Source organism: Sphingomonas hankookensis, assembly GCF_022664465.1.
GTDB classification, from domain to species: domain Bacteria; phylum Pseudomonadota; class Alphaproteobacteria; order Sphingomonadales; family Sphingomonadaceae; genus Sphingomonas; species Sphingomonas hankookensis.
Genome location: NZ_JAKREV010000033.1, coordinates 1 through 1226, shown reverse-complemented (window position 1 = coordinate 1226; position 1226 = coordinate 1). Strand labels below are relative to the sequence as shown.

Annotated in this window: 1 protein-coding gene; it reads right to left on the bottom strand. The window is 59.7% G+C overall.

What is annotated here, in order from left to right; genetic code table 11:
* Window positions 1-48: 48 nt before the first annotated feature.
* Window positions 49-1148 (bottom strand): IS3 family transposase gene (locus tag MF610_RS18975; RefSeq protein WP_242201913.1). Its coding sequence is split into 2 segments (ribosomal slippage): window positions 49-896 and window positions 896-1148, totalling 1101 coding nucleotides; the frame shifts between segments, so codons are not numbered across the junction.
* Window positions 1149-1226 lie beyond the last annotated feature (78 nt).

Here is a 1226-nt window from a genome sequence, read left to right as displayed (position 1 = left end):
TGAGGGTCCCCCGGTTTCTCATCCAACCTGAAGGTGAGTTTCCGGCGTTCATTCGGTCGCTTTGGCGGCCGCGGCAGCAGCATATTCGACCGGCGTCATCCAGCCAAGCGATGTGTGAGGACGGCTCTCGTTATAGTCCTGCCGCCAAGCCTCGATCTTGGCTCGGGCGTCGGTCATGGACAGGAACCAATGTGCGTTCAGGCACTCGTCGCGAAGACGACCGTTGAACGACTCTACGAAGGCATTGTCGGTGGGTTTGCCCGGTCGACTGAAGTCCAAGGTCACGCCGTTCTCGTACGCCCAACGGTCGAGTGCTTTCGAGATGAATTCCGGACCATTGTCCACGCGAATGGTCTTGGGCGCGCCGCGGATCGACGAGATCCGTGCCATCGCCTCGACCACCTGTTCGCCCTTGATGCCCTGATCGACGTCAATCGCCAAAGCTTCGCGCGTGAAGGCGTCGACCACGGTCAGCGCTCGTAACCGTCGACCGTCGAACAGGGCGTCTGAGACGAAATCCATCGACCACATCTCGTTCGCCGCCAACGCCGCGGGTTGCCGTTCGCGGTTCGCAGCACTGACGTTGCGCCTTGGCTTCTTGAGCCGAAGGCTCAGTCCATCATTCCGATATAGCCGATAGACGCGTTTGTGGTTCACGATCCATCCTTCCCGGCGCAGCAGGATGTAGATCCGGAAATAGCCATAGCGCGTCCGCGTTGCCGCCAGATCACGGATGCGCATCACCAGCGGTGTCTGATCCGGCTTGTGCGAGATGTAGCGCACCGACGACCGTTCGACGCCCAAAGCCGAGCAACTGCGCCGTTCGCTTACAGCGTGGGACGCCTGGACGTACGCGACGAGTTCGCGTCGTCGTCCAGGCGTCAGAGCTTTTTTGCGAGAACGTCCTGCAGGATGTGCTTGTCCAGACTCAGGTCGGCAACGAGCTGTTTCAGCTGTCGATTCTCGTCCTCAAGCTGCTTCAGGCGTCTCAGCTCGCCAACGCCGAGACCGCCGTACACCTTCTTCCAGCGGTAAAACGTCTGCTCCGAAATCCCCATTCGCCGGATGACTTCGGCCACCGGCGTGCCAGTTTCCGCCTGCTTCAGCGCGAACGCAATCTGCTCGTCCGTGTACCTAGATTTTCTCATTTCCAGCTCCTTGCCCGAAGGCTTCTCAAGGCCGGAAAACTCTCGCTCAAAATGGACTAAAAAACAGGGGGGACGTCA